Source organism: Pseudomonas sp. RC10-4-2, from assembly GCF_050433085.1.
GTDB classification, from domain to species: Bacteria; Pseudomonadota; Gammaproteobacteria; order Pseudomonadales; family Pseudomonadaceae; genus Pseudomonas; species Pseudomonas aeruginosa.
In genome coordinates this window covers 1-25,055 of the sequence record NZ_JBNPXX010000007.1, presented here as the reverse complement: position 1 = coordinate 25,055, position 25,055 = coordinate 1, and the positions used below count along the sequence as shown (strand labels likewise).

The 25,055-nt window shown below is 64.5% G+C and carries 20 protein-coding genes and 1 pseudogene; 16 read left to right on the top strand and 5 right to left on the bottom strand.

Features of this window, described 5'->3' with window-relative positions:
* Positions 1-6 precede the first annotated feature (6 nt).
* Positions 7-345: a ferredoxin FdxA gene (fdxA, locus tag FHW81_RS26185; protein ID WP_003090580.1), complete on the top strand. Its 339-nt coding sequence runs from the start codon at positions 7-9 to the stop codon at positions 343-345.
* Between the two features lie 14 nt (positions 346-359).
* Here the strand turns inward: fdxA and FHW81_RS26180 are convergent, their stop codons facing one another.
* On the bottom strand, positions 360-1,595 hold the full coding sequence (locus FHW81_RS26180; protein ID WP_004350138.1) for an NADH:flavin oxidoreductase/NADH oxidase family protein: 1,236 nt from the start codon (positions 1,593-1,595) through the stop codon (positions 360-362).
* A gap of 126 nt (positions 1,596-1,721) precedes the next feature.
* Positions 1,722-2,552 (bottom strand): alpha/beta fold hydrolase, encoded by an 831-nt coding sequence (locus FHW81_RS26175; RefSeq protein WP_003116692.1) that lies wholly within the window; start codon positions 2,550-2,552, stop codon positions 1,722-1,724.
* Positions 2,553-2,784: 232 nt separating this feature from the next.
* Between FHW81_RS26175 and FHW81_RS26170 the strand changes: the two genes are divergently transcribed.
* Positions 2,785-3,273, top strand: coding sequence for a MerR family transcriptional regulator (locus FHW81_RS26170; RefSeq protein WP_003090587.1), 489 nt, complete (start codon positions 2,785-2,787; stop codon positions 3,271-3,273).
* A gap of 99 nt (positions 3,274-3,372) precedes the next feature.
* Positions 3,373-4,059: a type 1 glutamine amidotransferase domain-containing protein gene (locus FHW81_RS26165; RefSeq protein WP_003114389.1), complete on the top strand. Its 687-nt coding sequence runs from the start codon at positions 3,373-3,375 to the stop codon at positions 4,057-4,059.
* A 211-nt stretch (positions 4,060-4,270) separates the two neighbouring features.
* Here the strand turns inward: FHW81_RS26165 and FHW81_RS26160 are convergent, their stop codons facing one another.
* A complete protein-coding gene (locus FHW81_RS26160; protein WP_014602771.1) occupies positions 4,271-4,909 on the bottom strand; it encodes a DUF6348 family protein in 639 nt (212 codons plus the stop codon).
* 192 nt (positions 4,910-5,101) lie between these two features.
* Between FHW81_RS26160 and FHW81_RS26155 the strand changes: the two genes are divergently transcribed.
* From FHW81_RS26155 to FHW81_RS26095, 13 genes and pseudogenes are all read left to right on the top strand, one after another.
* Complete coding sequence (locus tag FHW81_RS26155; RefSeq protein ID WP_003114391.1) at positions 5,102-5,581, top strand: VOC family protein; 480 nt, start codon at positions 5,102-5,104, stop codon at positions 5,579-5,581.
* A 31-nt stretch (positions 5,582-5,612) separates the two neighbouring features.
* On the top strand, positions 5,613-6,005 hold the full coding sequence (locus tag FHW81_RS26150; protein ID WP_003114392.1) for a GFA family protein: 393 nt from the start codon (positions 5,613-5,615) through the stop codon (positions 6,003-6,005).
* Between the two features lie 29 nt (positions 6,006-6,034).
* Positions 6,035-6,313 (top strand): hypothetical protein, encoded by a 279-nt coding sequence (locus FHW81_RS26145; RefSeq protein ID WP_003114393.1) that lies wholly within the window; start codon positions 6,035-6,037, stop codon positions 6,311-6,313.
* A gap of 74 nt (positions 6,314-6,387) precedes the next feature.
* Complete coding sequence (locus tag FHW81_RS26140; protein WP_003099071.1) at positions 6,388-6,927, top strand: hypothetical protein; 540 nt, start codon at positions 6,388-6,390, stop codon at positions 6,925-6,927.
* Between the two features lie 76 nt (positions 6,928-7,003).
* A complete protein-coding gene (locus FHW81_RS26135) occupies positions 7,004-8,887 on the top strand; it encodes an AAA family ATPase (protein WP_079382269.1) in 1,884 nt (627 codons plus the stop codon).
* 1 nt (position 8,888) lies between these two features.
* Positions 8,889-9,527: a 4Fe-4S single cluster domain-containing protein gene (locus FHW81_RS26130; protein WP_012613975.1), complete on the top strand. Its 639-nt coding sequence runs from the start codon at positions 8,889-8,891 to the stop codon at positions 9,525-9,527.
* A gap of 14 nt (positions 9,528-9,541) precedes the next feature.
* A complete protein-coding gene (locus FHW81_RS26125) occupies positions 9,542-15,838 on the top strand; it encodes an AAA domain-containing protein (RefSeq protein WP_171893966.1) in 6,297 nt (2,098 codons plus the stop codon).
* Positions 15,835-17,187 carry a hypothetical protein gene (locus FHW81_RS26120; protein WP_017002305.1) on the top strand — a complete coding sequence of 451 codons (1,353 nt, stop codon included), beginning with the start codon at positions 15,835-15,837 and terminating at the stop codon, positions 17,185-17,187. The genes FHW81_RS26125 and FHW81_RS26120 overlap by 4 nt, the downstream gene beginning before the upstream one ends.
* A gap of 322 nt (positions 17,188-17,509) precedes the next feature.
* On the top strand, positions 17,510-17,731 hold the full coding sequence (locus FHW81_RS26115) for a SymE family type I addiction module toxin (protein WP_023085340.1): 222 nt from the start codon (positions 17,510-17,512) through the stop codon (positions 17,729-17,731).
* A 396-nt stretch (positions 17,732-18,127) separates the two neighbouring features.
* Positions 18,128-18,508: a nucleotide pyrophosphohydrolase gene (locus tag FHW81_RS26110; protein WP_003155927.1), complete on the top strand. Its 381-nt coding sequence runs from the start codon at positions 18,128-18,130 to the stop codon at positions 18,506-18,508.
* Between the two features lie 27 nt (positions 18,509-18,535).
* Positions 18,536-20,392: a DUF2075 domain-containing protein gene (locus FHW81_RS26105; RefSeq protein ID WP_023088233.1), complete on the top strand. Its 1,857-nt coding sequence runs from the start codon at positions 18,536-18,538 to the stop codon at positions 20,390-20,392.
* 277 nt (positions 20,393-20,669) lie between these two features.
* Positions 20,670-22,015, top strand: a pseudogene (locus FHW81_RS26100) (tyrosine-type recombinase/integrase).
* 8 nt (positions 22,016-22,023) lie between these two features.
* Entirely contained in the window at positions 22,024-22,692 is a 669-nt protein-coding gene (locus FHW81_RS26095) for a hypothetical protein (protein WP_125075377.1), read from the top strand.
* Between the two features lie 9 nt (positions 22,693-22,701).
* Here FHW81_RS26095 and FHW81_RS26090 read toward each other — a convergent pair whose 3' ends face one another.
* Together FHW81_RS26090 and FHW81_RS26085 are read right to left on the bottom strand one after the other, a co-directional pair.
* A complete protein-coding gene (locus tag FHW81_RS26090; protein WP_096229625.1) occupies positions 22,702-23,805 on the bottom strand; it encodes a YagK/YfjJ domain-containing protein in 1,104 nt (367 codons plus the stop codon).
* 303 nt (positions 23,806-24,108) lie between these two features.
* A complete protein-coding gene (locus tag FHW81_RS26085) occupies positions 24,109-24,306 on the bottom strand; it encodes a helix-turn-helix transcriptional regulator (protein ID WP_232004642.1) in 198 nt (65 codons plus the stop codon).
* Positions 24,307-25,055: the final 749 nt, after the last annotated feature.

Here is a 25,055-nt window from a genome sequence, read left to right as displayed (position 1 = left end):
ACGATCATGACCTTCGTCGTGCTGGAAGAATGCATCCGCTGCAAACACACCGACTGCGTGGAAGTCTGTCCCGTGGACTGCTTCTACGAAGGCCCCAACTTCCTCGTCATCCACCCCGATGAATGCATCGACTGCGCGCTCTGCGAGCCGGAATGCCCGGTCGCCGCGATTCGCGCCGAGGACGAGGTGCCGCTCGGGCAACGGCAGTTCATCGCCCTCAATGGCGAACTCGCCGCGCATCCCAACTGGACGCAGATCACCCGCAAGAAGCCGGCGCCCGACGACCACGACGCCTGGTTCGGCCTGCCGGGCAAGCTGGCCGAACTCGACCGCAACGGCGCCTGAGGCGCTGACGGTGCTCAGGCTTCGGCGCGCGAACGCATGAGCCGCCGGTAACGGCGGGTCTGCAGGAGCGCGCCGGCCTGCTGCGCGAGCAACGCGCACAGCGGCGACACCCGTGGGTTGGTCGCCCTGCCCCGGCTCAGCTTGCGCAGCTGGAACTTCACCGCGGCCATGTTCGCCAGCGATGCCAGGGGTTTGTTCTTCCAGGTTATCGGCCGCAACTGCGGCGCCGAGTCCTTGCCAGCGCGCCAGTCGCGCGGCAGGTTCGGCTCGATCGCCAGCGCCGTGCCGATGCCGACCATGTCCACCCCGCTGGCCAGCACCTGCTCGGCCACCGGCCGCCGGCGGATGCCGCCCGTGACCATTACCGGCATACGCGCCGCCACGCGGATGTCGCGGGCGAACTCGACGAAGTAGGCCTCGCGGGCCAGGGTCCGCCCGTCGCGTGCTTCGCCCTGCATGGCCGGCGCCTCGTAGCTGCCGCCCGACAGCTCGACCAGGTCGACGCCCAGGCCATCGAGCATCCGTACCACCTCGCGGGCATCGTCGGCGCTGAAGCCGCCGCGCTGGAAATCGGCGGAATTCAGCTTCACCGCCACCGCGAAGCCAGGGGCAACCTCGGCGCGCACCGCCCGGACGATCTCCAGCAGCAGGCGCGCGCGATTCTCCAGGGAGCCGCCCCAGGCGTCGCTGCGGCGGTTGCTCAGCGGCGAGAGGAACTGGCTGAGCAGGTAACCGTGGGCGGCATGGATCTCCACCCCGCTGAAGCCGGCCCGCTCGGCCAGGCCGGCGCTGCGGGCGAACCGCTGGATCACCTCGGCGATCATCGCCTCGTCCATCGCCTTCGGCGTAGCGAAGTGCCTGGACATCCCGCCCAGTTCCAGCGGCACCGCCGAGGGTGCCCAGGCCTGCTGGCCGAGATTGGCCTGCATCTGCCGGCCGGGATGGTTGATCTGCAACCAGAACTGCGCGCCGGCGGAACGCCCGATGCGCGCCCAGCGGCGGAATTTCTCCAGTTGCGCGTCGTTTTCCAGGACCACCCCGCCGGGGCCGGTCATGGCACGGCTGTCGACCATCACGTTACCGCTGATCAGCAGCCCGGCGCCGCCGTCGGCCCAGGCCTGGTAGAGGCGCATCAGGCGTTCGGAGGGGGCCTGCGCGGCATCGGCCATGTTCTCCTCCATGGCGGCCTTGGCGAGGCGATTGGGAATGGTCGAGCCGTTGGGAAGCGTCAGCGTGTCGAACAGGTTCATGGGCCTACCTCATGAGGACAGTGGCCCGACGATAAGATTGAAGTCGACTTCAAGGTCAACGCTTTTTTTGCCGCGCCGCCCGGGCCCCGACCGGGTGCCGGGAGCGCGCCCCGGCACCCGGCGCGCTCAGCCGCGGATGAAGGCCAGCAGGTCGGCGTTGATCACCTCGGCCTGGGTGGTCGGCATGCCGTGCGGGAACCCCGGATAGATCTTCAGCGTGCCGTTGCGCAGCAGCTTCGCCGAGAGTACGCCGGAATTCTCGTAGGGCACGATCTGGTCGTCGTCGCCATGCATCACCAGCACCGGGATGTCGATGCGCTTCAGGTCATCGCTGAAGTCGGTCTGGGAAAAGGCCACGATCCCATCGTAGTGGGCCTTGGCGCCGCCCATCATGCCCTGCCGCCACCAGTTGCGGACGATCCCTTCCGAGGGCTGCGCCCCGGGACGGTTGTAGCCATAGAACGGGCCGGCGGGAATGTCCTGGTAGAACTGCGCGCGATTGGCCGCGAGCTGCGCCTGGAGATCGTCGAAGACGCTCTTCGGCAGGCCGCCCGGATTGCCCTCGGTCTTCACCATCAGCGGCGGTACCGCGCTGATGATCGCCGCCTTCGGCACCGGGTCGTCGGGATAGCGGGCGATGTAGTGGACGACCTCGCCGCCGCCGGTGGAATGGCCGACATGGATCGCCCCGCGCACCCCGAGGCGCTCGACCACCGCCGCCACGTCGTCGGCGTAGTGGTCCATGTCATGGCCGTCCCAGACCTGGCTGGAGCGACCGTGGCCACGGCGATCGTGGGCCACTACGCGAAAGCCCTCGGCGAGGAAGAACAGCATCTGCGCATCCCAGTCGTCGGAACTCAGTGGCCAGCCATGATGGAAGTAGATCACCTGGGCGTCGCGCGGCCCCCAGTCCTTGTAGAAGAGTTCGACGCCATCCTTCGTTGTCACGTAACCCATGTCGCTTCTCCCGATCGGTGTGGATGCAGGCAACGGCGCCACCCTGCGGCCGCCGTTCCCTGTGTAGAGTAGAAAGCCGCCTGCGTTGCGCCGCCTGGACGAGGAAAACGCGACCGGCGGTAGCGCCCATGCGGCCTGGCGAACCCGTCGATGGAGGCGAGTTCGTCGCCCGGCCGTGAAACTACCCTAGGCTTGAAGTAGGCTTGAAGGTCAACGCGTTTCGAGGTGCGACATGAAAATCGGCGAACTGGCCAAGCTCACCGGCCTGGCGACATCGCGCATCCGCTTCTACGAGGCCAGCGGCCTGATCCGCTCGCAGCGCAAGGCCAACGGCTACCGCGACTATGCGGCAGACACCGTGTGGATCCTGGAGCTGGTCACCGGCGCCCAGGGCGCCGGCTTCTCCCTGGAGGAGATCGCTCGCCTGCTGCCGAGCGGCGACGGCGCCTGGCAGCACGGCGAGCTGCTCGAAGGCTTGCGTCGCAAGGTGGCCGAGATCGAGGCCCTGCAACGACGCCTGGAACAGAACAAGGCACAATTGCTGGTGGCCATCGAAAGCATCGAGAACAAGCCGGACGGTCTGCAGTGCACGGAAAACACCCAGCGCGTGCTGGAGCGCCTGCGCGAGGAAGGCCCTCCACAGACGGTCGGGCGTCCACGGCAAACCCGCTCGCGGGGGTCCTCTCCCACGCCGGCGGAGCAGCGGCTTTCCGACGCTTGACCTTGAAGTCGACTTGAATCTTAGAGTGACGCCAACCCACCCGGACAGCCTGCCGAAACCGGCTGCCGACGGGATCACTCACCGAGGAAGGTCAACGCAATGACCAAGCGCATCCTGCACGTCGTCACCAACGTCGCCCACTATGCCGATCCGACCCAGCCCACCGGGCTGTGGCTGTCGGAGTTGACCCATGCCTACGAGATCTTCGCCGCTCGGGGCTACCAGCAACGCCTGGTCAGCCCCCGCGGCGGCGAGTCGCCGCTGGAGCCGCGCGCCCTCGGCTGGCCCCACGCCGACGCCAGCGCCAAGGCCTGGCTGGCCGACGAGACGCGCCTGGCGCTGCTGGCCGACACTGCCGCTCCCGAGCAGGTCGACGCGGAGGCGTTCGACGCCATCTATTTCACCGGCGGCCACGGCGTGATGTGGGACTTCCCCGACGACGCCGGGCTGCAGCACCTGACCCGCGAGATCTACCAGCGCGGCGGCATCGTCTCGTCGGTCTGCCACGGCTATTGCGGCCTGCTCAACACACGCCTGGACGATGGCCGCCTGCTGGTCGCCGGGCGCCGCCTCACCGGCTACTCCTGGATCGAGGAAGTGCTCGCCGGGGTCGCCCGCAAGGTGCCGTACAACGTCGAGGAAGAAATGAAACGACGCGGCGCGCTCTACGAAAGAAGCCTGCTGCCGTTCACCAGCAAGGTGGTGGTCGACGGCCGCCTGGTCACCGGGCAGAACCCGCAGTCGGCCAAGGCCACGGCCGAGCAGGTGGCCGCCCTGCTCGGCTGAACGCGGCGTGTCAGTCCTGCGCGCGCCTCATCTGGAAGTCATGGCGCCGCTTGCCGATGAAGAACGATTCTGCATCGTCCCGTCGGCCAGGGGCCGCAGGATCGTCGCAGTGCTGGTCGTGTGGTAGGGGTCGAACTCGTCGAAGGGCGACCTGACATGGATGGAGCCGCCATCGACCGGTTCCGCCTTGCGGGCTTCGCGACGCGGCGGCCTACGCCAGCGGCTTGAGCATGAGGAAGTTGCGCACGCTGTAGTAACCCTGCGAATCCTGCCAGTCGAGAGCGGCCAGGTTCTGCATGCCGGCCTCCCACGGCTGGTTGTCGAACAGCGCTTCCACCGTGCGCTGGTTGCCGAAGGCACAGAAGAAATGCCGGAACCAGTGCAGGCGCGCGTCCAGCGGCTCGGCGCGGATCGCCCGCTCGATGCTCGGGAACAGCCCGGCCGGCAGCGGCGGCGCCTTGCCTTCGGCGCCGCGCAGGCCGAGGTTGCCGATATGCACCTCGAAACGCCGCTCGCCGATCTCCCAGGTCTCCACCATCACCTGGTCCTCCTCGGCCTGGCCCCAGAGCGCGGAAAGCAGCACGTGGAAAGAGTTGGAGGCGAAGTTACGCAACGCGTCCTGCAAGCCGTCCTCGGCGCTGCCGATGCCGGCGAAGGCTTCCTGCAACTGGCGCTCGTCCTCCAGCAGCACATCGACGTCCAGCCGTCCGGTCTTTTCCCCCGCATACCAGGTGGCGCGGATCGCCGGTAGCCGCCCGGCTGGCGCCACCCATTCGCCGTGCACGACGCACTCGATCCGGTGGGATTCGAACAGAGCAGCCAGATGCTGCGAGACGGAGACCGCTTCCATGGGTTGTCCTTGCATGGTCGAGGGCGCGCCGCCGAGGCGCTGCCCGGAAAGCCCGGCGAGGCTGGGCGAAACGCGGCATAGGGTAGCGCAGATCGGCACTCGCGGCGCGACCTCCCGTTCGGCGCCTGCCCAGGTCGCCGCACGCCAGCCGACTAGACTGGCGGGGTCGACCCCGCCCGTGGAGACCTCGCCATGAACAGCAAGAACACCATCTGCCTCTGGTACGACAGCGCCGCCCTGGAGGCCGCGACCTTCTACGCCGAGACGTTTCCCGACAGCGCCGTGCTGGCTGTCCATCGCGCGCCCGGCGATTACCCTTCCGGCAAGGAGGGGGACGTACTGACGGTGGAGTTCCGGGTGATGGGCATTCCCTGCCTCGGGCTCAACGGCGGCCCGGCCTTCCGCCACAGCGAAGCGTTCTCCTTCCAGGTCGCCACCGACGACCAGGCCGAGACCGACCGCCTGTGGAACGCTATCGTCGACAATGGCGGCGAGGAAAGCGCCTGCGGCTGGTGCCGTGACAAGTGGGGCATCTCCTGGCAGATCACCCCGCGCGTACTCAGCGAAGCCATCGCCAGCCCCGACCGCGCGGCGGCCAGGCGCGCCTTCGAGGCGATGATGACGATGGGCAGGATCGATATCGCCACCATAGAGAAGGCCTTCAAGGGCTGAACGCCCCAACGCCTTGCAAAGGAGTCACGAAATGGATCGATTCACCGGCGGCTGCCTCTGCGGCAAGGTCCGCCTGGTGGCGAGCGGCCGCCCCTACCGGGTCGGGCTCTGCCACTGCCTCGACTGCCGCAAGCACCACGGCGCGCTATTCCACGCTTCGGCGATCTTTCCCGAGGAGGCGGTGAGCATAGAAGGCGAGACCCGCGACTATGCCGGGCGTTTCTTCTGTCCGCAGTGCGGCTCCTCGGTATTCTCGCGCAGCGCCGACGAGATCGAGGTCAGCCTCGGCGCCCTCGACGCTCCCGACCGGTTCCAGCCCACCTACGAACTCTGGACCGTCCGCCGCGAGGGCTGGTTGCCGGCGTTTCCGCTGGCACGGCACTATGAAAGGGATCGCGAAGGCGACGGACGCAGCGAAGAGTGACGTTGTTCCAGCAGGAGAAGAGAGGCAGCATGGACGAACTGTTCGAAGAGCACCTGGAGATCGCCAAGGCGCTCTTCGCGCAGCGCTTGCCGTACTGGTGCGATGTCTTTCTGCGCCCGGCCGACCAGGCTTTCAACGCCTACCTGAATGCCCGCGGCCAGGCCTCCACCTACCTGGTGCTCGAAGGCTTCGATCCGGTCTATGTTCCTCGCGGCTGCGACCTAGACGCCGTGCGCGCGACCGCCAGGGCCAGGGCTCGATTGAGGGAAGCGGGGCTGGGCGAAGACGCGCTGCCCGTACTGCTCTGAGCGCAGGCCGCCAGTATCGCGGAAGCGTCTGCTGGCAATTCCTCCCACCGCACTGTCCGCCAACGGAAGGCTACATGACCCGCCCCTACCTGCTCCGTCTCGCCGCCGGCCTGGCGCTGCTCCTGCCGGCCGCCTGCACGTCCCCTGCCCCGCCAGCACCGAACCTGACCGCACTGTTCGCCGACGCCCTGCACTGCCGCGGCGACTTCCCCGACGGCCGCGACCGCGCAACCGCCGAGCGCCTGCGCGCCGAGGGCGTCGAAGTGCTGGATCGCGCGCCCGGCGAGACCCTCGACCTGCTCTACCGCTTCGCCACCCCGCTGCGCATCGACGGCAGCCTGGTGAACGCGGTGCGGGTACGCGGCGACAGCGGCGTGCTGGTGATGGCCTACGCCGAGGGCGACCTCGAAGACTTCGCCCGGCGCCAGGGCGCGACGCCGCACCCGGCGGAACGCGCCGCGCTGGATGGTTTCGGCGAGCTGGAGGTGCTCTACAGCCGTCCGTTGCCGCCGCGTCCCGGCCTCGACGAAAGCCCGCCGCGCCTGGTGATCGGCCGCGGGATCGAGGCGGCGGCGCAGGCGTTCCGCTGGGGCTGCCGGAGCTACGACGGTTGAGCAGGCGCTCCGCCAAGCCTGGCACCCGGAACTCGTAGCGGTTTTCGTCGCCTCCGGCGAGGTCAGGGTTGGAGACATGGCCCTCGGGGCAATATGCTGTGGCCACGACACACGCTGTGAGCGACTATCGATGCCAGGGACTGCACTGTTCGAAAAGCCACGCTGGTTGCGCGACCTCCTGCGCTTCCTGCCCCTCAAGAGCCAATTCGTCCTCTCCGGGAACATCCGCGACCTGCAAGCCTGCGAAGTGGTGCCGGGTACGGTCACCGCGCAGAGCTTCAACCAGACCCTCTGCGACGCCCTGCTGGACGCCGGCTACACCCAGGTGCTGGCCTGGGATCCGCTGGCCGGGTTCCGCGTGCTCGGCCGGCCGGGCAGCGAGGCGGGGGCCACTCCGCAGGTGCTTCTCGACCTCGGCCTGACCCCGGTGGACGGCGCCGCGCCGGCCGGCATCGACCTGCTCGGCGCGACCCTGCAACGCCTGGTCAACCGTAGCGGCGAGCCGATCGCCCTGATCGTCGACTTCGCCTCGCGCCTGGCGGTGCGCAACGACGCCCTGAGCGCCGCCGAGCATCAGTTGTTCACCCAGGCCCTGGTGCTCTCCCACCAGGCCCGCAGCCGTCCCGCCGGGGAACAGCGCAAACCGTTCTTCAACAGCGTGCTGTGGGTGGTGGAAAAGGAAGGCGACCTGCCCGACTGGCTGCTGGTGGACAACCCGCGCCTGCGCCATATCCCGGTGTCGAAGCCCGACCAGCCGGCGCGCCAGGCCCTGGCCCCGGCGCTGCTCCGCGGGCTAGGCGGCGCGGGCGTCGCCGAGGAGGCCCTGCAACAGGCCGCCGCAACCTTCGTCGAGAACACCGAAGGCCTGCTGCTCCTCGATCTCAACGCCATCGTCCAGTTGGCGCGCGTGGAAGGCCTGGCCATGGAACGCATCGCCGACGCCGTGCGCCGCTACAAGGTCGGCGTCACCGAAGACCCCTGGCTGAAGATCGACCGCCAGCGCATCCGCCAGGCCGACGAGATCGTCCGCCGCCGGGTCAAGGGCCAGCAGCACGCGGTGACCCACATGCTGGACATCGTCAAGCGCGCGATGACCGGGGTCGGCGCCAGCCGCAAGGGCAACCGCCCGCGCGGCGTGGCCTTCCTCGCCGGGCCCACCGGGGTCGGCAAGACCGAGCTGGCGAAGACCGTCACCAGCCTGCTGTTCGGCGACGAGAGCGCCTACATCCGCTTCGACATGTCCGAGTTCAGCGCCGAGCATGCCGACCAGCGCCTGATCGGCGCGCCGCCCGGCTACGTCGGCTACGACGTCGGCGGCGAACTGACCAACGCGATCCGCGAAAAACCCTTCAGCGTGGTGCTCTTCGACGAGATCGAGAAAGCCCACCCCCGGATCCTCGACAAGTTCCTGCAGATCCTCGACGACGGCGTGCTCACCTCCGGGCGCGGCGATCGCGTGTACTTCTCCGAGGCGCTGATCGTGTTCACCTCGAACCTGGGCATCTACCGCCAGGGGGAGAACGGCGAACGGGTCGCCAACGTGCTCCCCGGCAAGCCCTTCGAGGCGGTGCAGGGCAAGGTCCACGGCGAGATCGAGCGCTACTTCAAGCTGGTTCTCAACCGCCCGGAAATCCTCAACCGGATCGGCGAGAACATCATCGTCTTCGACTTCATCCGCGCCGACGTCGCCGAGCAGATCTTCACCCAGATGGTCGACGGCACCTTCGCCGACCTCCGCGAGCAGCGCCTCGTCATCGAACTGGCCGAGGCGCCGCGCCAGGCGCTGCACGACCTCTGCCTGGGCGACCTGTCCAACGGCGGCCGCGGCATCCGCAACCAGCTCGAAGCGCGCCTGCTCAACCCGTTGTCGCGGGCACTGTTCGACCAGGACGCGCAGCCGGGCGAGCGCTTCCTGATCAGCGCCCTGGACGCCGACGGCCTGACCCTGGAACGCCGCTGAGATGGAACTGAGCCTGTCGCGGGTGCATTTCCCGGTGACCACCCTGGGCCCGGGACGGCGCCTGGGCATCTGGTTCCAGGGCTGTAGCATCCGCTGCCCCGGCTGCATCTCCGCCGATACCTGGGGGCCGGGACGGCGGCGCATCGCCCTGGCACGCCTGCTCGCCGACATCCAGCCATGGCTGGAGCAGGCCGAGGGCATCACCGTCTCCGGCGGCGAACCCTTCGAGCAGTTCGCTGCCCTCCTCGCCCTGCTCGGCGAACTGCGCCAGCGCAGCCGCGCCGACATCCTGGTCTACAGCGGCTACCCGCTGGAGCATTTGCACGCGCAACTGGAACAGGCCGCCGGGCTGATCGACGCGCTGATCAGCGACCCCTACCAACAGCACGCCGAACAGAGCCTGGCCCTGCGCGGCAGCGACAACCAGCGCCTGAGCCTGCTCACCGAACTCGGCCGCGCGCGCCTCGGCGGCTACCAGCGGCCACTGCGCGAAGACGACAAGGCCCTCGACCTGATGCTCGACCATGACGGCAGCGTGTGGATGGCCGGCATCCCGCGCCGCGACGACCTGCTGCGGCTGCAGGACCTGCTGCGCGAACAGGGCCACCAACTTAGCGTCAGCGCCCATCGGCCGCGCTGAATGGATCGATACCGATGATACGTTTCTGCCCCAACTGCCAGAGCGAACGCTCGCTTTCGGAAATCTTCTGCGAAGGCTCGATCCAGGGCCAGCCCTGCGGCTGGGACCTTTCCGCCGAAGCCATCCATCCCGCCGGCTGGCGACCACAGCCGGTGCTGACCCAGGAAGCCATCGCGCCGCCCGCCAGCGAGCCGCCAACGGCGTCCGCCCCGCTCTGCGCCAACGGCCACCCGCTGCAACCCGGCGACCTGATGTGCCTGGAGTGCGGTGCCGCGCCGGCCGAAGGCCCGCTGCCGATGCAGGCCGAGGCCACGCCGCAGCCTGCCGTCACGGAAACCCTGATCGACGGCTGGCGTCTGCTGCGGCAGATCGCCAGCAGCGACGGCGTGCGCGAGCGCTACCTGGCCGAACATGCGGAAAGCGCCCGCCAGGCGGTGCTCACCCTGTATCGCCCGGGCGCCGAGCCGGACCCGGCGATCTACGACGTGATCCGCCGCCTGCCGCGCGAACACGTACCGGAAATCCTCGCCACCGGCCGCTGGGACGAGCGCGCCTACGAAGTGGTCGAGGAACTCACCGGCGGCAGCCTCGCCGAGCTCGGCACCGTGCTGGAGGACCGCGAGGCGGTGCGCCACGTGGTCCGCGAGCTGGGCCACGCCCTGCACGTGTTCAACGAAGCCGGCCTGCGCCACCGCGACCTGCGCCCGGCCAGCCTGCTGGTGCGCAGCCACGAGCCGCTGGACCTGGTGATCAGCGGCTTCGGCTCGGCGCGCCTGTCGGAGTTCGACCTGGATATCGTCTCGCCGCTGGAGACCAGCCGCTACATGGCCCCCGAGGCGATCGCCGGCGGCGTGGCGGCGGCTTCCGACTGGTGGAGCCTGGGCATGATCCTGCTGGAGCAGTTGACCCGCGGCGCCTGCTTCGAAGGAGTCAACGCCAACGCCTTCCTGATCCACGTGCTGGCCAACGGCGTGGCGCTGCCCGACGACCTCGACCCGCAGTTGCACCTGCTGCTGCGCGGCCTGCTTGCACGCGACCGCCACCAGCGCTGGCAGTGGCCGCAGGTACAGGCCTGGCTGAACGGCGAGGCGGTGGACGCGCCGGCCTCGGCGGACAGCGAAAAGGACGACGCCGAAGGCGCCAGCATCGCCCTCGGCGCACGGCGCTTCCGCAAGCCGACGGTCTTCGCCCTGGCCGCGGCCCAGGCCGAGCACTGGGCGGAGGCCCTCGACCACCTGCTGCGCGGGGCGATCGTCACCTGGGCCGAGCACATCGGCCTGTCGCCCAGGCTGCTCGCCGGCCTGCGCCAGGTGGCCCAGCACGAGGGGCTGGAGGACGACTTCCGGCTGATGCTGGCGCTCAAGCTGCTGAACCCGGAAATCCCGCTGATCCAGCGCGGCGAGATCGTCACCCCCGGCTGGCTGCTGGAGCATCCGCTGGAGGGCTACCGGCTGATCAGCGGCTCGGTGCCCGACCTGCTCGAACAGTTGCACACCGAAAGCTGGCTGTCGCGGCTCAAGACCCGCGCCGAGAACGTCCGCCAGCGCGCCCTGCACCAGCACATCGAACTCGCCGAAGAACAGTTGCGCATCTACCTGCTGTCGACCTCGCGGGCGCGCCTCGCCGCGCAGTGGCAGGAGCGCCAGCGCCTCCTGCCGGACACCGAGCACCCCGGCCTGCTGGCCCTGGCCGAGCGCCGGGTGATCGCCGAGGAAGACCTGATCGTCCTGCTCAGCGCCAACATCGGCCAGTTCCGTGCCGCCGAGGCGATCGTCGAGGAAGCCGCCGGCCTGGCCCGCGACGCCGATGTGCACCTGTTCGACGCGGAGACCGCGCGCGGCCTGTTGCAGCACTCGCGGCAGGAGCTGTACCGCCGCGTCGACGAACGCATCAGCGGCTTCGCCCGCAGCGGCGTGCCCAGGGTCGACGAATGGGCCGAGCAGTTCCGCCTGGAGCGGCGCATGCCGTTGGCGAGGGTCCTGGTGCTGCTGGCGATCCCGCCGGAACAGTGGCTGGAACCGCAGAAGCAGCAGTACGTGTCGCAGATCCTCGATTTCTTCGAGAAGAAAGTGGTCGCCGCGGTGATGCGCGGGCCGCTGGTGCGCATGAGCATCGGCAAGAGCACCCCACGCATCGACCTCAACGAACTGCACAGCGCGCGACGCCCCGCCGCCGCCCTGCTCGACCATCTGCTGCAACGCAACGCCCGCGCGGTGAGCCTCGACCCGGACAGCTTCCTCGCCAACCCGCAACTGGAAGTGCGGCTCAACGCGCTGTCCCGGCAAAGCTCGCTGTACAAGCGTGACACCGGCATCGACGGCCTCTACCTGGGCTTCCCCTTCCTGCTCAACCGCGACCCGCGCGGCACCACCCGCACGCGCATCGTGCCGCTGCTGCTGTGGCCGCTGAAGCTGCAACTGGAAGTCGGCAGCCGCGGCCAGGTGGCGCTGGCCTTCGACGGCGAGCGCGAGGAAGTGCGCCTCAACCCGGCCCTGGAAAGCCTGCTCGGCCCCGAGCCGTGCAAGCGCTGGCGCAAGGTCGCCGACGAATTGCTCGGCCGCTCCGCGCTGCGCGCCGCCGATGTGATGGATGCCTTCGGCCTGCTCGCCACGCCGCGTGCTAGGGTGCTGGAAGGATTGCCGCCGAGTTCCACCGAGGTCACGCCCTACCAGGACCAACTGGCCTGCGCCGCGGTGCTGTTCCACGTCACCTTCATGGGCCAGGCGATCGGCGAGGACCTGCGCCAGTTGAAGAGCCTGCCGCCCTCCGGCACCGGCCTGGAGACCGCGCTGCGCCTGCGCGAGAACGGCGAGCCGGAAGCCCGCGAGAGCCCGCCGGAGTTGCAGCGCTACTTCACCGTGGCCAGCGACCCGTCCCAGGAGGCCGCCGTGTTGCAGGCCCGGCAGAGCCCGGGGCTGCTGGTGGAAGGCCCGCCCGGTACCGGCAAGAGCCAGACCATCGTCAACATGGTCGCCGACGCCATCGGCCGCCAGCGCAGCCTGTTGATCGTCTGCCAGAAGCACGCCGCCCTGGAAGTGGTGCACAAGCGCCTGGTGGCCGAGGGCCTGGGCCAGCGCATCGTCATGCTCAACGACGTCAACCGCGACCGCGAACCGGTGATCCGCAACATCCGCGAGCAACTCGAAGCGCTGTTCGCCGACGCCGGCGGCGCCCAGGGCTGGGAGCGCCAGCGCGAGCGCCTGGCGGCGCGTATCGAGGCGCTGGAAGGCGAACTGGACCGCTACCACCAGAGCCTGCACCGCGTGGACGAGGCCACCGGGCTGAGCTACCGGCGCCTGCTCGGCGAACTGATCGAGCTGGAGAAAGGCTCGCCGCCGCTGGACTTCCCGGCCCTGCGCCAGCGCCTGGCGGCGCTGGACATCGGCAGCCTGGCGCGCCTGGAGGAAAACTGCGCGCCGCTGGTCCGCCTCTGGCTACCGGCCCACTACGAAGGCAGCCCGCTGGCGCAACTGCGCGCCTTCGCCACCGACCAGGCCACCCTGCAAGCCTTCGCCGACAGCCTGCGCGCCTTCGGCGAAGCGGAGAACGCCCGGCAGAAAGCCCTCGACGAACACCCGGCGAGCTTCGAGGTCGACGACCCGACGCCCTACCGCGCCTGGCTGGCAAGCCAGGTCGGTACCCTGCTGAATTTGCGCGAGGAGCAACGCCAGCGCCTGGCCCACTGGCTGCCGCTGTTCCGCGACGCCGCGCCAGGACAGCCGAGCCGTGGCGACGGCCTGTTGGCGGAGGCCGAGCAGATCGAACGGCAACTGCGCCAGCTCGACCTCGAACGGCACGCGCCGCTGCTGTCTCCTGCCCTCGCCATGCTCGAAGAGAAAAACCTCGAACGCCTCCAGGCCCACGCCCGCCAGGTACTCGAGGCACGCGCCTGGCTGGCCCGGCTCAACCCGCTGCGCCTGCTGCGGCGCGGCCGCCTGCGGCGCTTCCTGCGCGAGCACGGCGTGGCCGACGACGACAGCCGCCTGGCCGCCCTCCTCGGCGCCTGCGACCTGGAGCGCCAGTGGCGGCCGCTGCGCCGGCAACTGGCGGCGCTGCAACAGAGCCTGGGGCTGGCGACAGTCGCCACCGATGCCGGTCCGGAACTGACCGGCCTGGCCGGCAGCGCCAGCCAGCAACTGCGCGAGATCCAGACCCTGGCTCGCAGCCTGGCCCAAGCGCCGCGCGCCGAACAGCTCGACGCAGTGATCCTCACCGGCGAGAAACAGCGCTTCGAAGCGCTGCTCGGCGACCTCGACGCCGCGCTGATCCGCCAGGCCGCACGCCAGCTCAGCCTGGACAAACTGAAGGTGCTCGCCGACTGGCTCGGCGACGAACTGCTGGAACAGCTGCACCGCGCCATCGCCGGCAACCAGAGCAACCTGCCGGCCCTCGGCCGCCTGCGCGAGGCGCTACCGCAACTGGTCGCCTACCAGCGCTTCCGTGGCCGCGCCGGCCAGCTCGAAGCCACCGACCTGGAATTCCTGGCCCTGCTGCGCCAGCGCCAGGAACGACTCGACGCGATTCCCGTCGAAGAACTCGAAGCCACGGTGCGCCGCATGCTCAACCGCGAAGCGCGGCTGGGCTGGAAGCAGCGCCTGGAACAAGACAATCCGGAACTGCTGTTCAGCCAGGACGAAGCCAGGGCCAGGGTCGCCAGCCTCGCCGAAGCCGATGTGCAGATGCGCGCGCTGAACCGCGAACTGCTCGGCAAGGGCATCGACGCCGCGCGCCTGGGCAGCCGCAAGCAATGGGAAGACGTCACCCGCCTGACCGGCAAGCGCTCGCGGCGCCTGCGCGAGTTCATCGAGCTGGGCGCCGAACTCGGCCTGATGAGCCTGCGCCCGGTCTGGCTGATGAACCCCGACCTGGCCAGCCGCGTGCTGCCGCTCAAGGCCGGGCTGTTCGACATAGTGATCTACGACGAAGCCTCGCAGATGCCGGTGGAGTTCGCCCTGCCGACCCTCTATCGCGGGCGGGTCACGGTGGTCAGCGGCGACGAGAAGCAGATGCCGCCGACCGCGTTCTTCTCCAGCCGCGTGGAAAGCGACGAGGCCGAACTGTTCGACGGCGAAGCGCCCGACGAGAACGCCGACGAGGAGCAGCGCGAAGCCTACGAGGACACCTGGAACCGCCGCGAGATCAAGGACTGCCCGGACCTCCTGCAACTGGCGCGCAACGCCCTGCCCAGCACCACCCTGCAGATCCACTACCGCTCGGCCTACCGCGAGCTGATCGGCTTCTCCAACGCCTCGTTCTACGGCAACCGCCTGAGCGTGCCGGTACGCCATCCGCAGGCCAACATCCTGCGCATCAAGCCGCTGGAACTGATCCAGGTGAACGGCCTGTACCAGAACCAGAGCAACGAGCGCGAGGCCGAGCGAGTCGTCGACTACCTCGCCGAACTCTGGCGCCAACCCTACGCGGCGCGGCCGTCGGTGGGCGTGGTCACCTTCAACCGCAAGCAGGCCGACCTCATCGAGGAGCGCCTGGAACTGCGCGCCGAGCAGGACGAGACGTTCCGCGCCGCCTACAGCGAGGAGCGCGAGCGCAGCGAAGACGGCGAGGACATGGGCGTGTTCGTGAAGAACGTGGAGAACGTGCAGGGCGACGAGCGCGACGTGATCGTCTTCTCCTCCACCTTCGGCCGCAACGGCCAGGGCAGCTTCCGGCGCAACTTCGGCGTGCTCGGGCAGACCGGCGGCGAGCGCCGCCTCAACGTGGCGGTGACCCGCGCGCGGCGCAAGGTGGTGATGATCACCTCGATGCCGATCGGCGACATCTCCGACATGCTCGGCACCCAGCGCTCGCCGAGCAGCCCGCGCGACTACCTGCAAGGCTACCTGGAATACGCCCGCGCACTGTCCGCCGGCGAGTTCGCCGGTACCGGCCAACTGCTCGAGCGCCTGCACACCGACCGCAGCGACCAGCGCCGCCAGCACTACCAGCGGCACGACGGCTTCAGCGAGATCGTCGGCGAGTACATCCGCTCGCTGGGCTGGTCCGCCGCACCCGCCAGCGAAGGCGACGCCTTCGGCCTCGACTTCGCCATCGAGAACCCGGCCACCGGCCTCTACGCCATCGGCATCGAATGCGACGCCCCCTGCCACCCGCTGCTGGAACGCGCCCGCGCCCGGGAAATCTGGCGACCCTCGGTGCTGCGGCGGGCGATCCCGCACCTCCACCGGGTTTCCTCCCAGGGCTGGTACCACGACGGCGACAACGAACGCACGCGACTGCGCGCCGCCATCGAGAAAGCCCTGGCGCCTAGCGCGGAAACCCATCCCACGGCAGCAGCGGAGGCCTCCCAATGAGCGGACCGAAAGTCGTACGAATCGTCACCCGGGAAGAAGCCATCGCCACCTGCGAGCGCGACCTGCAACGCCTGGACAAGGCCCTCGCGCGCTGGGAAAACCAGGCCAGCCGGCTCGCCCAGCTCAGCGACGCCGAGCGCGCCGCCGCCCACGCTCGCCGCGCCAGCCTGCACGCCCTGCTCGAACAGGAACGCTGGCTGGACGTGCAACTACAGGTGAAGATCGAAAGCGAATTCCTCAAGCGCGACCTCGCCGAACGCGAAGAGCGCGCCATCCGCCAGGCCGCGGAAACGCGCCAGCAACACCGCCGCCTCCAGGAAAACGCCAGCGCCCTGCTCCAGGCCCTCGACGCCAGGCCCGATGCCGCCAGCGCGGCACTCCGGCAAACCCTGCATACGCTGGCCGACGGCGTCCTCCGCGACGACGCGGAAGCCCTGCTCGCCCAAGGCTTCGCCGCCCTCGCCAGCGCCCCCGCCGAAGAACGCCTCAGCGAAGCCCAGCGCGAACTCGCCCAACGCCTGAAGACCGACGAAACGCCCATGTCCCTGGAACAGTGGCGCGCCCGCCAGCAACAGGACGCCCCGCACGAACAGCGCCTGGCGCGCATCGACCGGCACATCGCCGAACTGCAACTGCTGCAAGGCGAGGCCAGCGCCCAAGCGTTCCTCGAGCGACTGGCACGCGCCGAAGCCGAACAGCGCCCGGAGCGCCGCAACCTGCTGCTCGACAGCCTGGTCCTCGACCTCGCCCAGGCCGCCCGCGAACACCAGCAGCAACGCCAGCGCCTGGAACACCTGCAAGACCTCGCCAGCGAAGTCGCCGCCCTGGGCGCCGCCGAACACGCCGAACTGCTCCAGCGCGCCGCCGCCTGCCAGCCCGACAGCGATCCGCAGCAACTCGCCGAACTCACCGAGCGATGCAACGCCATCCTCACCGCCCACCTCCAGCAACAGGCCGCCCTCGCCCGCCGCCAGGCCGTGCTCCAGGGCCTCGCCAGCCTCGGCTACGAAGTCCGCGAAGGCATGGCCACCGCCTGGGCGCAGACCGGCAGGGTCGTCCTGCGCAAACCCGCCACCCCCGGCTACGGCCTGGAAGTCGGCGGCAAGGCCGACAACGGCCGCCTGCAACTGCGCGCCGTCGCCCTCAACGCCAACCGCGACAGCCAGCGCGACCGCGACATCGAAACCCTCTGGTGCGGCGAATTCCAACGCCTCCAGGCCCTGCTCGCCGCCCAGGGCGGCGAGCTCAGCGTGGAACGCGCGCTGGGAGTGGGAGAAGTGGCGTTGAAGGAGATTGGCGAGGAGGAGCAGCGGGAGATGGTGGGGGTGGCGCGGCAGAGGGGGTTGTGAGGGGGGCCGGCTGGCGCTGCGGTAAGGCATTCGATCCGGGCAGTCCATCGCTTGACCCCTGGATGCCCCCTCGCTACCCTGCCGGCCAGGTGCTGAACACACCTTCTCTAGGCGGTTAGCCGCTCCCGAAAGCCAAGCGGTTTTTTTGCGTCCATAAGTTTTGCAGGATCGAGTCTTCGGTCATGCCCGCTTATGGCCGGGTGGCGCGCAGCCATACAAGACCCTTCGGGGGAAAACTGCGGGCCGTCCTAGAGCGGTGTTCAAGCGCCCGGCCGCCTCTCTGAACAGGAGGCGAAACTGAACGATCTCTAGGAAAAAACTCATGACCATCAAGAAAGCTTCTCTTTCGAAGTCTCGGCATTTAAAAGTCGGTTATCAGCTTTATGAAAGCCGTCATAGCGACTGGGAACGTCGTGGCAAACCACGGCAAATTCCCTACCTGCGGTTGAGTGGCGATTGGCTGGAGGCTGCGGGCTTTGAGGTTGGCTGCAAGGTGAGCATTCAGGTCACCAGGCGGCGCCTTGTCATGCAAGTTGAGGATTGAGGCCAAGCGCCCCTCGGGCAGAGAGTATCTGCTCAGGGGGCGCTGGTTTCGCTGTGAACCTTCATCCCATTCCTGCCGCATCTCGCCCTGCGCTCGTCCGCCAGGCCTCGTAGGAAAACGTCGCTCAGACACCGCTGTCTCCTCGAGCTGAAGCCAGCATGGGAGAGCAAGCTCAGCAGGGAGCGAACTCCTGGACCGCAGGAAGCAGCAAAAAACCTATGGGTGGCTGACGATTCGCCGGGAGCATGTCCTACAGCTTGTAGCCATCCCTATCCCATGAAGAATCCCTACGATCTTTCTCCCTTCGTCTGAAGGAAGTATGGTGGCGGGCAATGGCGTCGCAGACGCCCGAGGCCCCGCCTCGCCGCCAGCCCGAAAAGATTCCTGGATATCGCCGTGACAAACGCATCGCCCCCCTCCTCCTTGGTAGACGTCGGCCAGCTCGCCGCCGCCCTCGAGCGTTTCGCCGCCGAGCGCAACTGGGCCCAGTTCCACTCGCCGAAGAACCTGGTCATGGCCCTGACCGGCGAGGTTGGCGAACTCAGCGAGATCTTCCAATGGATGGACGAGGAGCAGTCGAAAGACGCCGCGCGCCATCCCGACACCGCCCAGGCGGTGCAGGACGAACTGGCCGACGTACTCATGTACCTGGTGCGCCTGGCCTCGGTCCTCGGCGTCGACCTGGATGCCGCCGCCCGGCAGAAGCTGGAGCAGAACAACCGGAAATACCCGGTAGAGAAAGCCCGGAATAGCAGCAAGAAATACGACCAGTTCTGAAGAAAGGCCATATCAGGGAAGATCGACGTGATCGTTTACGAAGCGACCAAGAAGCAGTTCCTGCAAGACAGCGACAACGACGATATCGAAGAGGTGATCCTCCAGCATTTCAAGGCGGTCACCGGCAAAAGCGTCGGCAACTCGGAAATCAACTCGTGGAAAGGCTCCCTCGGCTACATGGCCAAGGTGCTGCGCGACGAGGAAGTGCCCGACGACACTGGCCTGGCCATCGAGCTGCATATCCCCCAGACCTCCAAGCGCATCGACATCACCCTCACCGGGCGCGACGAGTCGGGAGGCAAAAACGCGGTGCTGGTCGAACTGAAGCAGTGGAGCAAGGCCAGCGCCACCGGCAAGGACGCCATCGTCCGCACCGCCCTGGGCAATGGCCTGCGCGAGGTCGTCCATCCCTCCTACCAGGCCTGGTCCTACGCTACCCTGCTGGAGGGCTTCAACGAGGCGGTCTACGAGGCAAGCATTTCCGTCCGCCCCTGCGCCTACCTGCACAACTACCCGCGCGACGGTGTGATCGACTCCCCGCACTACCGCGACTACATGGAAAAGGCCCCGCTGTTCCTCAAGGGCAAGGACGAACTGGCGCGCCTGCGCAGCTTCATCAAGCAGCACATCAGGACCGGCGACGCCAAGGAAGTGCTCTACGAGCTGGCCAACGGCCGGATCCGCCCGTCCAAGGCCCTGGCCGACTCGCTCAAGGGCCTGCTCGCCGCCCAACCGGAGTTCGTACTGATCGACGACCAGAAGGAAATCTACGAGTCCGCCATCGCCGCGGCCAGGTCAGCCTCCGAGACGCATCCCCGTGTACTGATCATCGAGGGCGGCCCGGGCACCGGCAAGACGGTGGTGGCGATCAACCTGCTGGTCCACCTCACCGGGCTCGGCCTGGTCGGCAAGTACGTGTCCAAGAACGCCGCGCCACGCAAGGTCTACGAATCCAGGCTGGTGGGTTCCATCACCCGCAGCCGCTTCTCCCACATGTTCACCGGCTCCGGCGGTTTCATCGAGACCGAGCCCAACACCTTCGACATGCTGATCGTCGACGAGGCCCACCGCCTGAACGAGAAGAGCGGGCTCTACGGCAACCTCGGCGAAAACCAGATCAAGGAACTGATCGAAGCATCCAAGTGCGCCATCTTCTTCATCGACGAAGACCAACGCGTCACCCTCAGCGACATCGGCAGCAAGCAGGCCATCCACGAGTTCGCCAAGGCGAAAGGCGCCACGGTCGAGGAATACAGCCTCGCCTCGCAGTTCCGCTGCAATGGCTCGGACGGCTACCTCGCCTGGCTCGACGACGTGCTCGACATCCGCCCGACCGCCAACCAGCAACTCGACGCCAGCCAGTACGAATTCAAGGTCTTCGACACCCCCGAGGCCCTGCACGCCGCCATCGCCGCCCGGAACCAGGACAACAAGGCCCGCGTCGTGGCCGGCTACTGCTGGCCGTGGCGCAGCAAGAAGGATCCCCGGCAACAGGACATCGTCATCGGTGACTACCAGCGCCAATGGAACCTCGACCATGACGGCAGCCTCTGGATCATCGCCGAGAACTCCATCGAACAGGTCGGCTGCATCCATACCTGCCAGGGCCTGGAGGTCGACTACATCGGCGTCATCATCGGCCCGGACCTGATCGTCCGCGACGGCAAGATCATCACCGCCCCCGAACAACGCGACCGCCACGACAAATCCATCCGCGGCTACAAGAAGCTGATGAAGGAAAACCCGGAACTGGCGCGCAAGGAGACCGACCTGATCATCAAGAACACCTACCGGACGCTGATGACCCGGGGGATGAAGGGGTGCTACGTGTTTTGTACGGATGAGGAGACGGCGAGGTATTTTCGGGGGCGTGGCGGAAGGTAGGACAGCTTCCAGGGCATCGTGGACGCGTCATGCAAAGAGATGAGGATGAGGGATTTTAATACTCTACCCCTTGTACCCCATACAGGTAATAACCTGTCTGAGCAGTTCCAAGCTAATCCGAAGCGGCTCCCCTAACACCTTGATCTTACTGGCTTTGAGCGAGTTTCTCGTCCAAACTAGCCCAAAGCGATTCGAATCAAGCCGATCTCATTTGGCAACGAATTGGCAACCAGACGATCGCAATTGGCAACCAATTGGCAACGGGGAACTCGACCTAATGGCCAAGATTACAGATCGCCAGATGACTGGCAAACCCGGGCTAAGCGACAAATGGTTGAGCGAAGTAGCTATATGGGGTCACGGCAGCCTAGTGGCTCGCATCACGCCAAGCGGTGAACGCCTCTTTTACTTTCGCTATACCAATAGTCGCGGTGAGCGAGTGACCCTCCCCTTCGGTACCTATAGCCGAGATGGTAGCGAGGGCACCATGACGCTCGCCGAAGCCGGGCAACGGGCCAAAGAGCTTGCCGGAATTCACAAGTCGGGCACCAAGGATATAAAAGAACATCTCGAGGCAGAGGAAGCCTCGCGTATTGCCGCTCGCGACGCCGAGCTTGCAAGAGCTGCCGCTGAAAAAGCTGCTATTGCAGAGGCAAATGCTCGACTGGCAGCCAGGAAAACAGTCCAAGATCTGTTTGACCGCTGGGCAAAGGTTGACCTTATCAATCGCAAAGATGGCGGGGATGAGGTTCGCCGCATGTTCAAAAAGGACGTCCTGCCATTTCTGGGAGAGTTGCCTCTGGAAGATGTGAAAAAAGGGCACATCACTGGAGTCACCGATGCATTGCTCGCCCGCGGCGTCAACCGCATGGCTAAGATGATCTTCAGCCTAATGCGTCAGATGTTTAGGTTCGCTGTGGACCGGGGCATGATTGACCATGATCCAACTGCGAGCATCCGCAAAGCCAAGATCGGAGGGAAAGACACGGAGCGGGACCGAGTTCTCAATGAAGATGAAATCCGAACACTGGCCAGGCTAGCCCCCGAGGCTGGCTTGCTTCCGTCAACTGAGGCCGCTATCTGGATAGCCCTCTCGACTTGCTGTCGCATCGGAGAGCTGATGAACGCTCGGTGGAACAACATTGACCTAAAAGCAGGCAGATGGCTCATACCTGCTGAAGATAGCAAAAATGGCAAAGCCCATACCGTGACGCTCTCGAAATTTGCGATCGCGCAGTTTGAGATAGTTGAATCACTAAGCGGGATAGCGAATGGTGTTACCCCAATAGCACAAACACGGGTCCAGTCTGCTCCAAAACAGTGACCAAGCAACTCGGTGACAGACAGCGACGCCCAGATATAGGCATTATGAGCAATCGCAGCGCAAAGGCACAGGCTCTATTACTATCAGGTGGAAAATGGACGCCCCATGACCTTCGTCGTACTGGTGCAACCCTGATGACAGCTCTGGGCGTATTACCAGAAGTGGCAGAGCGGTGCCTTAACCACACCGAAGAAAACAAGGTCAAGCGGACATATCAAAGACACAACTATTCAAAAGAAATGGCTCATGCCTGGGAGGTGCTTGGCGATAAAATATCAGACCTGAAACATATTAACTAGGTTAAAGCATGTCAATTTCAAATATTGAACTCTCTGAGTTCCTAATCCATGCAAAGCAACAGAACAAACACTTGTTTAGCTCCAAGTTCCCCGAAATGGATTACGACAAAATAGTTGTGGAGCCCGGGGCACGAAAAATCGAAAACGAATGTTTTGAAGCTACACAACAGGAAATCGATTCACTATTTCGAACACAGCAGCCATGGAACATCTGCTTAGAGCTAATAAAAGGATCCTACGTCATACTGAAGCAGGTCGAAGGATTCATAGAAAACGACCTAAGAGTTCCAGACGATATCATCCCATACATTGAGTACTTATTAAGGCTGGCTGGCACCCCATATTACCACCCGCTGTACCATGAGCTTGGCCAGCAAAAGTTCATAGCGTCAACCGGCGGAAAGGCGCGCTCACACATTTACCACCCAGCAAAACAGGAGGCGGCAAGACTCTTTGAATCATGCAAACCTGCCAACGGCTGGATGAGCATCGCCCAAGCCATTGAGGAAATAGATAAAAAATTGTACGAATTCATAAGGGCGCAGAGCATACCGCTGAAACAGGCAGCACTTCCGGAAACCCTGCGAAGATGGACGAGGAAAGATACAGAACTTAGATCAGCTCTGGAGAAAACCTTATCCACCGAGGCCCGCACGCGAATTGGAATTTTAAAATAACCACTGATATCACATCGTTACCTTAGGTTTGGCAGCGCTTTTTCGTGGCCTGCCTTTCCTTACTGAGCCAACCTTTGGTAGTTCGCCTCGACCAAAGCATCGCCCTCCACCGTCAAGAGCAATCTTGATATAGACATCTTGCTTAGTCAAATATGTCGCAGCCTTTAATAGACTTTCTCGCTTCTCAAGCTCACCATGATTTATCATTCCTATCCCGCAAGACCTGTAAGCTGATTTTTTAGAGTTACAATTAAAATACACACCCTTCCCAAGCGTAACATTTTCCTGCCAAATCTCTCCAATCAACCTTCCCAACGAAACATCCTCTCTTCTTTTTGCGCCATCTAAAAATACCATCACATGATAATGATAAGACTTGGAAATACCGAACTCTAACTTCCAGCAATAACCAACCAAATCCCCCTTAGGAAATAACTTTTTTAGCTCCTTGAAAAATTCCTCTCTGTGCTCTTTCGCCTGAGCATAGCTAACATCCCCACCATTTCTTTTGGTTCTTGCTTCATACCCTAAATCCACCCTAACAACAAGCAGCCTAGACTTCGAATCAAAGAGAGCATTTATATACTTAACAATGCTTCTGCGATTCTTGTTTGAGGAACGATTATGCTGGCTGATTTCGCTCTTAAAACTGTCACTAGATACTAATTTTTTAAGATCCTCTATCATTCTGTTCAATGCTTTGGCAACACAACACACATCCTCGCTCGGATATCCAGAAACTCCTGGATCACAATATTTCTGCCGAAAGGCTATTGAGCACCTGAAAAAAGCTTCGACATGAGGACTGAACCTATGAAGTGGATAATGATATCTCATCCATTCTTCTCGCCATATAAATCTCAGAATATTCCGCCCTAAAGCATCGTAAACTAAATACTTATTCCAACCTTTCGTTTTTATTTTGAATACTTCCTGACCATGTGCTACCACCTCCTTTACCAAGCGCTCTAATCTCACCAGATGAGCACAGACAGTTCTTTCTGGACAGACATAGACGTAACCACCTTCAAAGTAATCGTAGCAACCATCATGAAGCCCTTCGATTACACCCTCCCTGCTCCATTCACATGCCTTGCTTGTTTTATCACTCATTCATTAACAGCCTCTTTCGTTAGCTTTACGACAGGCATTGAGTGCCTGTCGTTATTGCTCTGCGCTTACGCCTACAATTACGAATTCACATATACTAGGACTCAAGAAGACGAACCGACTCATAGCAGCCAAACAAACAACTCTTAAATTAATTAATTAATTTAATTAATAACAAATAAACCAATATTCGACATTAAGAAAATCTCCTTAAGGCAAGCCATTCGACAACAAACAGCACCACAACCCTAAATCACAAAACTTAAATCACAGCAAATAGTTAGGCTCGCAGAGAGTTCGATTTAGTCAGACAGCCCCCTTCAACCGCTTACTTATCCACTCATTGATACTTTCTTCTAGCCATCCAACCGCATAGGTGCCTAGCTTCGCTGGTTTTGGGAACTCAGGATCATATCGAGGGGACCTCTCGTTAATTCGGTCATAGATCGTTGACCTCGAAAGTCCCACACGTTCTTGAACCTGCTTAATTCTAAGAATCCTCATCTGTGAGTTTCTCTGGTCCATGGGCGCTTCTCCTCTTCGTGTGCAAAAGCTGATGGGGCTGGACTATAGATATCGGCCCGGGAGATGTCTTTACGTGTGCTTCGTGTAAAAAAATACTGAAAGCAAGCACACCATCATGGGTGCTCTAGATTGGGGCATACAGGCGTAACCGGGACTCGCACCGCCGACTCGATCCAGCCTTGCTGGAGGGCCCGCCAGCAGCGCCCAGGAACTAACTTTTGCTTAGAAAGGTACCAACTTAGAAAGCGGAGGAAGCGTCTAGCTGCGGCAGGTGCACGCCGTCCACCCCCCCCTATCCGGATAGGCTCAGTGTGGATAGCCATGCGCATTAAAAAAATTTCAGACCTGTATTACTCATTGGCAGCCGGGCGATACATACCCGCACGGCCAATGACTATAAAGGAGCTTAGATAATGAGTATTTGCTGTCCTTCCTGCGGTTCTCTTCGAGTGGTTGCACGTAATCAGGGCCGGAAGATCGGAGGTGCTATTGGTGCCGTTGGCGGCACAGCCAGCGGAGCTGCCGGAGCTATGGCAGGAGCACAGAGTGGCGCACTAATCGGAGCTTTCGCTGGACCTATAGGAATTACTATCGGCAGTCTGGCCGGCGCAATTCTAGGCGGTCTGGCCGGCGTGTAGTGGTCAACCCATCCCGGACAGTGGGTTGAGTTTTTCTTCGGCCACCGCAGGTGGTAACCCGTCGTTGAATTGATGCGGCCTGATCCAGTT

What these genes read in the sequence shown, in the direction of transcription:
- fdxA (WP_003090580.1), top strand. Translation starts at nt 7, where the DNA reads ATGACCTTCGTCGTGCTGGAAGAATGCATCCGCTGCAAACACACCGAC.
- FHW81_RS26180 (WP_004350138.1), bottom strand. Translation starts at nt 1,595, where the DNA reads ATGAACCTGTTCGACACGCTGACGCTTCCCAACGGCTCGACCATTCCC.
- FHW81_RS26175 (WP_003116692.1), bottom strand. Translation starts at nt 2,552, where the DNA reads ATGGGTTACGTGACAACGAAGGATGGCGTCGAACTCTTCTACAAGGAC.
- FHW81_RS26170 (WP_003090587.1), top strand. Translation starts at nt 2,785, where the DNA reads ATGAAAATCGGCGAACTGGCCAAGCTCACCGGCCTGGCGACATCGCGC.
- FHW81_RS26165 (WP_003114389.1), top strand. Translation starts at nt 3,373, where the DNA reads ATGACCAAGCGCATCCTGCACGTCGTCACCAACGTCGCCCACTATGCC.
- FHW81_RS26160 (WP_014602771.1), bottom strand. Translation starts at nt 4,909, where the DNA reads ATGGAAGCGGTCTCCGTCTCGCAGCATCTGGCTGCTCTGTTCGAATCC.
- FHW81_RS26155 (WP_003114391.1), top strand. Translation starts at nt 5,102, where the DNA reads ATGAACAGCAAGAACACCATCTGCCTCTGGTACGACAGCGCCGCCCTG.
- FHW81_RS26150 (WP_003114392.1), top strand. Translation starts at nt 5,613, where the DNA reads ATGGATCGATTCACCGGCGGCTGCCTCTGCGGCAAGGTCCGCCTGGTG.
- FHW81_RS26145 (WP_003114393.1), top strand. Translation starts at nt 6,035, where the DNA reads ATGGACGAACTGTTCGAAGAGCACCTGGAGATCGCCAAGGCGCTCTTC.
- FHW81_RS26140 (WP_003099071.1), top strand. Translation starts at nt 6,388, where the DNA reads ATGACCCGCCCCTACCTGCTCCGTCTCGCCGCCGGCCTGGCGCTGCTC.
- FHW81_RS26135 (WP_079382269.1), top strand. Translation starts at nt 7,004, where the DNA reads ATGGCCCTCGGGGCAATATGCTGTGGCCACGACACACGCTGTGAGCGA.
- FHW81_RS26130 (WP_012613975.1), top strand. Translation starts at nt 8,889, where the DNA reads ATGGAACTGAGCCTGTCGCGGGTGCATTTCCCGGTGACCACCCTGGGC.
- FHW81_RS26125 (WP_171893966.1), top strand. Translation starts at nt 9,542, where the DNA reads ATGATACGTTTCTGCCCCAACTGCCAGAGCGAACGCTCGCTTTCGGAA.
- FHW81_RS26120 (WP_017002305.1), top strand. Translation starts at nt 15,835, where the DNA reads ATGAGCGGACCGAAAGTCGTACGAATCGTCACCCGGGAAGAAGCCATC.
- FHW81_RS26115 (WP_023085340.1), top strand. Translation starts at nt 17,510, where the DNA reads ATGACCATCAAGAAAGCTTCTCTTTCGAAGTCTCGGCATTTAAAAGTC.
- FHW81_RS26095 (WP_125075377.1), top strand. Translation starts at nt 22,024, where the DNA reads ATGTCAATTTCAAATATTGAACTCTCTGAGTTCCTAATCCATGCAAAG.
- FHW81_RS26090 (WP_096229625.1), bottom strand. Translation starts at nt 23,805, where the DNA reads ATGAGTGATAAAACAAGCAAGGCATGTGAATGGAGCAGGGAGGGTGTA.
- FHW81_RS26085 (WP_232004642.1), bottom strand. Translation starts at nt 24,306, where the DNA reads ATGAGGATTCTTAGAATTAAGCAGGTTCAAGAACGTGTGGGACTTTCG.